The sequence below is a fragment of the bacterium endosymbiont of Bathymodiolus sp. 5 South genome (assembly GCF_900128535.1).
Taxonomy (GTDB): Bacteria; Pseudomonadota; Gammaproteobacteria; order PS1; family Pseudothioglobaceae; genus Thiodubiliella.
In genome coordinates, this window is record NZ_FQTR01000106.1 from 1 (window position 1) to 6,240 (window position 6,240).

The 6,240-nt window shown below is 37.8% G+C and carries 8 protein-coding genes; 7 read left to right on the top strand and 1 reads right to left on the bottom strand.

What is annotated here, in order from left to right; translation table 11 throughout:
- Nucleotides 1-178 precede the first annotated feature (178 nt).
- Nucleotides 179-445 (top strand): BufA1 family periplasmic bufferin-type metallophore, encoded by a 267-nt coding sequence (locus BBROOKSOX_RS08360; RefSeq protein WP_180323926.1) that lies wholly within the window; start codon nucleotides 179-181, stop codon nucleotides 443-445.
- A gap of 63 nt (nucleotides 446-508) precedes the next feature.
- On the opposite strand, the gene BBROOKSOX_RS08365 is transcribed toward BBROOKSOX_RS08360, so the two are convergent.
- Nucleotides 509-691 (bottom strand): hypothetical protein, encoded by a 183-nt coding sequence (locus tag BBROOKSOX_RS08365; RefSeq protein WP_180323927.1) that lies wholly within the window; start codon nucleotides 689-691, stop codon nucleotides 509-511.
- A 42-nt stretch (nucleotides 692-733) separates the two neighbouring features.
- Here BBROOKSOX_RS08365 and BBROOKSOX_RS08370 point away from each other — a divergent pair, with 42 nt between their 5' ends.
- From BBROOKSOX_RS08370 to BBROOKSOX_RS08395, 6 genes are read left to right on the top strand one after another with little or no spacing between them, the layout of a single operon-like run.
- Nucleotides 734-1,177: a rhodanese-like domain-containing protein gene (locus BBROOKSOX_RS08370; RefSeq protein WP_180323928.1), complete on the top strand. Its 444-nt coding sequence runs from the start codon at nucleotides 734-736 to the stop codon at nucleotides 1,175-1,177.
- Between the two features lie 19 nt (nucleotides 1,178-1,196).
- Complete coding sequence (gene bufB, locus BBROOKSOX_RS08375) at nucleotides 1,197-2,012, top strand: MNIO family bufferin maturase (protein ID WP_139660941.1); 816 nt, start codon at nucleotides 1,197-1,199, stop codon at nucleotides 2,010-2,012.
- Nucleotides 2,002-2,556, top strand: coding sequence for an HvfC/BufC N-terminal domain-containing protein (locus BBROOKSOX_RS08380; RefSeq protein WP_139660943.1), 555 nt, complete (start codon nucleotides 2,002-2,004; stop codon nucleotides 2,554-2,556). Before bufB ends, BBROOKSOX_RS08380 begins: the two co-directional genes overlap by 11 nt.
- Complete coding sequence (locus BBROOKSOX_RS08385; RefSeq protein WP_139660946.1) at nucleotides 2,553-3,008, top strand: DoxX family protein; 456 nt, start codon at nucleotides 2,553-2,555, stop codon at nucleotides 3,006-3,008. Before BBROOKSOX_RS08380 ends, BBROOKSOX_RS08385 begins: the two co-directional genes overlap by 4 nt.
- 2 nt (nucleotides 3,009-3,010) lie before the next feature.
- Complete coding sequence (locus tag BBROOKSOX_RS08390) at nucleotides 3,011-4,528, top strand: FMN-binding glutamate synthase family protein (RefSeq protein WP_257607815.1); 1,518 nt, start codon at nucleotides 3,011-3,013, stop codon at nucleotides 4,526-4,528.
- Between the two features lies 1 nt (nucleotide 4,529).
- Nucleotides 4,530-6,185: an acetolactate synthase large subunit gene (locus BBROOKSOX_RS08395; RefSeq protein WP_139660948.1), complete on the top strand. Its 1,656-nt coding sequence runs from the start codon at nucleotides 4,530-4,532 to the stop codon at nucleotides 6,183-6,185.
- The last annotated feature ends 55 nt before the right edge of the window (nucleotides 6,186-6,240 follow it).

The window sequence follows — 6,240 nt, forward strand, 5'->3', positions numbered from 1 at the left end:
ATGCTTGGGGTACAAGACCCCATTTGAGGTCTTTGCCAAGATGACTGGCAAGGACTATTTTTTAAATGGAAGTGTTGCACTTATGGGTTGAATTCTCCACTTATTAATAAGGTGTACCGTATAATTATAATGTGATTGATTACTCAATGACTTTTATTGAACTTTAATAAGGAAAAAAATGGATAAAATAAAAACACTAACTTTGGCGGGTCTAACCTTGCTAGGCTCTAACTTTATTGTTATGGACGCGAGTGCAGCAGCTGATACTAATGCAGCAACTAAAGAAAAATGCTATGGCGTGGTTAAGGCAGGTCAAAATGACTGCGCTACTAAGACCTCATCATGTGCAGGCTCTTCGAATGCTGATGGGCAAAAAGACGCTTTTATCGCCCTACCAAAAGGCTTATGTGATAAGTTGGTTGGTGGTAATTTAACTTCTTCTTAGGCGTTTTTTTAATAATCACATGTGACGCTATCTTCCTTTTACCCATGTGTGATTATTATTTTTCTAGAGAATGATTATTGGATCATTTTTTAGAAAAATAGAGACTTTTGCATAAGTAGGGATGATTAGCAAAATGACAAGTTTTGCCGACTTGGTGATTTTATGAAATATAGTCATAGCAAAGCTATGGCTGTGTTTTATAAAATTGTCAAGTTGGCGAAAAATGGCGTTTTGATGATTATTCATATTTATGCAAAGGTCTCAAATAATATAATATATATAAATACGATGAAAAAAATTGCATTAATACTACTTGTGCTACTTCCTGCGTTTGCCAAGGCAGATTTTAAAACCCTTTCAACTGAGCAAGTACGAGACAAAATCAAACAAGGGCTTGTCATTATTGATGTGCGTAGGCAAGATGAATATGAGCAATATGGCGTTATTCCTAACGCACATAAACTCACTTTTTTTGATAAAAATGGCAAATACAATATAGAGCGATGGTTGCGTGATTTATCAAAAATTGTGCCCAATAAAGACACGCCCTTTGTGTTGGTTTGTGCGCATGCCAGTCGCACTAAAATCATCGGTAGATTTTTAGATAAAAAAACCGCCTATCAAAATATTTTTGAGCTTGATGGCGGTATTAATCGTGGTTGGATTGACAAAGGTTTGGCGACCACAAAAATCGCTGCTAATCAAGGCAAGCCTTGGTATAAGATATGGTAATTTTTAGATTGGGCTATTGATGATTAAAAATACTGGTATTGGACTTCGTCATCAGCATTTACAGCAGGTAATTGATGAAGAGCCAGATATTGGCTGGTTTGAAGTCCATAGCGAAAACTTTTTTTATGATAATTTTGCAACTTATCAGCTAGAACAGATTGCTGATAAATATCCATTAAGTCTCCATGGTGTCGGGCTTTCTTTAGGTTCAGTAGATGCGCTTAATCAGCAACATTTACAAAATCTTAAAAATGCTATTGCGCGTTTTAAACCAGATTTAGTCTCTGATCATCTTAGTTGGTCAAGTATTGATAATCATTATCTAAATGACTTGTTGCCACTACCTTACACACAAGAGTCGCTCAATAATTTTACTGATAAGGTCAAACAAACTCAGGATTTTTTAGGCAGACAAATTCTTATTGAAAATCCATCTTCTTACTTGTGCTTCAAAGCATCGACTATCCCTGAATGGGAATTTTTTGCTGCATTGCCAAGTTTGTCTGGCTGCGGTTTATTGCTCGATGTGAATAATATATTTGTCAGTTGTTTTAATCATAATTATCAAGCCCATGATTACTTAAACAGTATTGATATAGATGATGTGCTAGAGATTCATTTGGCAGGCTACACTGAGAAAATTTTGGAAAAAGGTAAGATTTTGATTGACGACCATTCAAAACGAGTTAGCAAAGAAGTATGGGGTTTGTATCAAACAGTGTTAAGTAAGATTGGTAACAAGCCTACACTCGTTGAGTGGGATAGCAACATTCCAGATTTGTCAATTTTGTTAAATGAAGCGCAAACAGCGCAAGAATATTTAAGTGAAAGATAGAGCGCTTAAACAATTACAAAGAGATTTTTATCAAGATGTGTTGACAGTTGAAAGTGTCTCTAAAAATTATCTAAATAAGGGTAATTTTACGGCTCAAGATTTGATTCAAATTTATCGCAATCAATATTTTTTGAGTTTGAGAGAATCTTTAGCTAAGAGTTATTCTTGCGTTAAACGCTTAGTGGGTGAGGATTTCTTTAATAAACTCGCCAAAGATTTTATAATAGCTCACCCCTCAACAACAGGTAATATTATTGACTATGGTGATGAGTTTTCGAATTTTATTAAATTAAGTCCAGATTGTAAGACTGTATCATATTTAGCAGATATTGCTAAGCTGGAAAGATATTATGAGCGTTGTTATTTTTCGGACATTGTATTTTTTATGGCCTCAGTGTATCCTGTTATTAAAATTTGGCAACTTAATGAAAATAGCGAGCAACTTGACTTGGCGAGCGGAGGAGATTACTTAAAGATTTATCGTCAAGGTGCACAAGTTTTGGTGGCAAAGATAACACCACAAGAATACAAGGAGAGGCAATGATGCATTTATACAATCAAATTTTTACATATCTGCATAAATACACCGATGATATTTTTAAAATTTTTTTACGCTTATATGTTGCAGATGGATTTTTTCGTGCAGGATTGACAAAGCTCGGTAGCTGGGATTCAGAGTTGCCTTTTTTGTCTTCAGGTGCGCAATATTTGTTTGAAAATGAATATCAAGTACCCTTAATTCCTTGGGAGCTTGCTGCTTATCTTGGGACAGCAGCAGAGTTAATTCTGCCAATATTTTTGGTTTTGGGTTTGGCAACAAGATTGATGGCATTTAACTTATTTGTCTTTAATATGATTGCTGTGGTTTCTTATCCAGTTATTTGGCAGGGTGGTTATTATGACCACAAACTTTGGGGGGTAATGCTCTTGGTTATTGTGATTTATGGACAAGGCAGAGTATCATTAGATAATATAATTTGCATTAAAAGGTCTTAAGTATGAAAACACAAAACATGGTAGAGATGCTTGAGACAGCAACCCCTGTTCTGGAGGCTTTATCTACACTGTTTGTTTTTGTGATGGGTTTATTGGTTTTATTTATTGTTATTATTTTTATCTTTGATATTAGCCAAAGAAAGAATGCGGTGTTGCGCAATTATCCTGTTGTTGGGCATTTTCGTAGTATTTTTTCTAGCTTGGGTGAGTTTTTTCGTCAATACTTCTTTGCGATGGACAGAGAGGAGATGCCATTTAATCGTGCAGAGCGTGATTGGGTGCATAGGGCGGCTAACAATACAGACACCACAGTTGCGTTTGGCTCAACCAAAAATCTAAGTCCGGTAGGCACGGTGATTTTTGCCAATTGTCCTTTTCCAACGCTAGATGAAGATGCATCTGAAACCCGCCCAATTACCATTGGCGAAGGTTTTTGTCGGAAACCTTACAAGGCAAAATCGATTTTCAATATTTCTGGTATGAGTTTTGGTGCAATTTCCAAACCTGCCGTTTTAGCATTTTCAAACGGTGCGGCAATAGCAGGTTGTTGGTATAACACTGGTGAAGGTGGTCTATCACCTTACCATCTAGAAGGTGGCGCAGACATTGTTTTTCAAATAGGCACAGCAAAATATGGTGTGCGGGATGAACAAGGTCATTTAAGCGATGAAAAATTAATCGAAATTGCTGAACATAAGCAGCTCAAAATGTTTGAAATTAAAATGAGTCAAGGTGCAAAACCCGGCAAAGGTGGTATTTTACCAGGGGCCAAGGTAACCCCTCAGATTGCACAAATTCGCGGTATTGGCGTTGGTGAAGATTCCATATCACCCAATCGACATGTTGAAATCAGTAGTGCACAAGATTTATTGGATATGATTAATCATGTGCGTGAGGTTACTGGTAAGCCCACTGGATTTAAATCGGTGATTGGTGCAACCGATTGGCTGGATGATCTTTTCCAAGAGATTAACAAGCGTGGCGAGGCTTGTGCACCAGATTTTATGACGCTAGATAGTGGTGATGGCGGCACAGGGGCAGCACCTATGTCGCTATTAGATAATGTTGGTCTACCCATTAAAGAAACGCTACCCTTGTTGGTTGATAAACTCATTCAATACAATCTTAAAGCGCGTATTAAAGTCATTACCTCTGGCAAATTAATCACGCCATCTGAGGTGACATGGGCGTTATGTGCTGGGGCAGACTTTATAACCAGTGCCCGTGGGTTTATGTTTTCAATTGGTTGCATTCAAGCCTTAAAATGTAATAAAAACACCTGCCCAACGGGTATTACCACGCATAATAAACGCCTGCAAAAAGGCTTAGACCCGAAAAATAAAGCAACCAAAGTCGCTAACTATGTGCACAATATGAATCACGCAGTTGAGGTTATTGCTCATTCTTGTGGTGTATCCGAGCCTAGGGAGTTAAATCGCAATCATGTGCGTATTGTACAAAATAATGCTCGCTCAATTCCAATGAGTGAACTTTATCCATCACAACATTTAGGGAGGTAATATGAAAGCATCTGATTTATTTGTTAAAGCTTTAGAAAATGAAGGTGTTGAGTATATTTTTGGTGTTCCTGGCGAAGAAAATCTAGATTTTTTAGATTCTTTAAAAGATTCAAGCATCAAATTTGTGCTAACTCGCCATGAGCAAGGTGCAGCATTTATGGCAGCGACTTACGGCAGAATGACAGGTAAAACCGGCGTATGTTTGGCAACTTTAGGTCCGGGTGCGACCAATTTTGTTACTTGCGCTGCTTATGCGCAATTGGGTGGGTTTCCAATGTTAATGATTACAGGGCAAAAACCGATTAACTCTAGTAAACAAGGGCGTTTTCAAATTATTGATATTGTGCGTATGATGGAGCCACTCACCAAATCTAGCAAACAAATTGTGAGCGGCAGTATGATTCCCTCTTTAGTGCGAGATGCTTTTCGTTTGGCAGAAGAGGAAAAGCCAGGTGCAGTACATTTAGAGCTACCTGAAGATGTGGCGTTTGAAGAGGTCAAAGATTGGCATATATTCCCTGTACATGAGATTCGTCGCCCAGATGCAGACCAAAAGACTATAGAGATGGCAGTAGAAATGATTGAAAATGCCAAAAACCCTTTGGTATTAATTGGTGCTGGGGCTAATCGCAAAAAGTTATTTAAATCAATGCAAAATTTCGTTGATAAAACCTGTATTCCATTTTTTAATACGCAAATGGGTAAAGGTGTGGTGAGTTGTGAAAATCCGTTATTCTTAGGTACAGCTGCATTGTCTGATGGCGATGTATTGCACCGAGTGGTTGAAACAGCAGATTTGATTATTAATATTGGTCATGATGTGGTGGAGAAACCGCCATTTTTTATGCATGAAGGTGGTACTCAAGTCATTCATATTAATTTTAACTCTGCACAGGTCGATGAAGTGTACTTTCCGCAACTTGAGATTGTAGGTGATATTAAAACCACGGTTAATCGTTTGGCACAAGAATTAGAATTAAACAATTGTTCATTAGAATTATTGGCATTTAGAAAGCGTATTAAACAAGTGATTCACGAGAAAGATAATGACGCTTCTTATCCTTTATTGCCACAGCGTATTGTTGCTGATGTGCGTCGCGGACTTGATAAAGATGCAATTATTGCACTAGACAATGGTATGTATAAAATCTGGTTTGCACGACATTATCACACTTATATGCCTAATACCGTCTTACTTGATAATGCGTTAGCAACAATGGGCGCGGGATTGCCAAGTGCAATGGCTTGCGCCTTATTATATCCACAGCGACAAGTGATGGCAGTTTGCGGTGATGGGGGTTTTATGATGAACTCACAAGAGATTGAAACTGCCACACGCCTTGGATTAAATTTGGTAGTACTGATTGTAACCGACAGTGCTTTTGGGATGATTCGTTGGAAGCAAGAAGGGCAAGGTTTGGATGATTTTGGACTTGAATATAACAATCCTGATTTTGTTAAATATGCGGATAGTTATGGTGCAAAAGGGCATAAGGTAGAGGATGCCAATCAATTCTTACCCCTCATTCGTTCTTGTTTTGATGCAGGCGGTGTGCATATTATTGATGTGCCAATTGACTATAAAGAAAACAAAGCACTATATCCTAAACTGTCCAGTTCCACCACGTTATTCCAGTTTGAGCATTTGAATCAATAATTCTCAAGCCACTTACAATCGTCATTTTAAGGGTTTGAGTTTTTGCTTGCAAAAA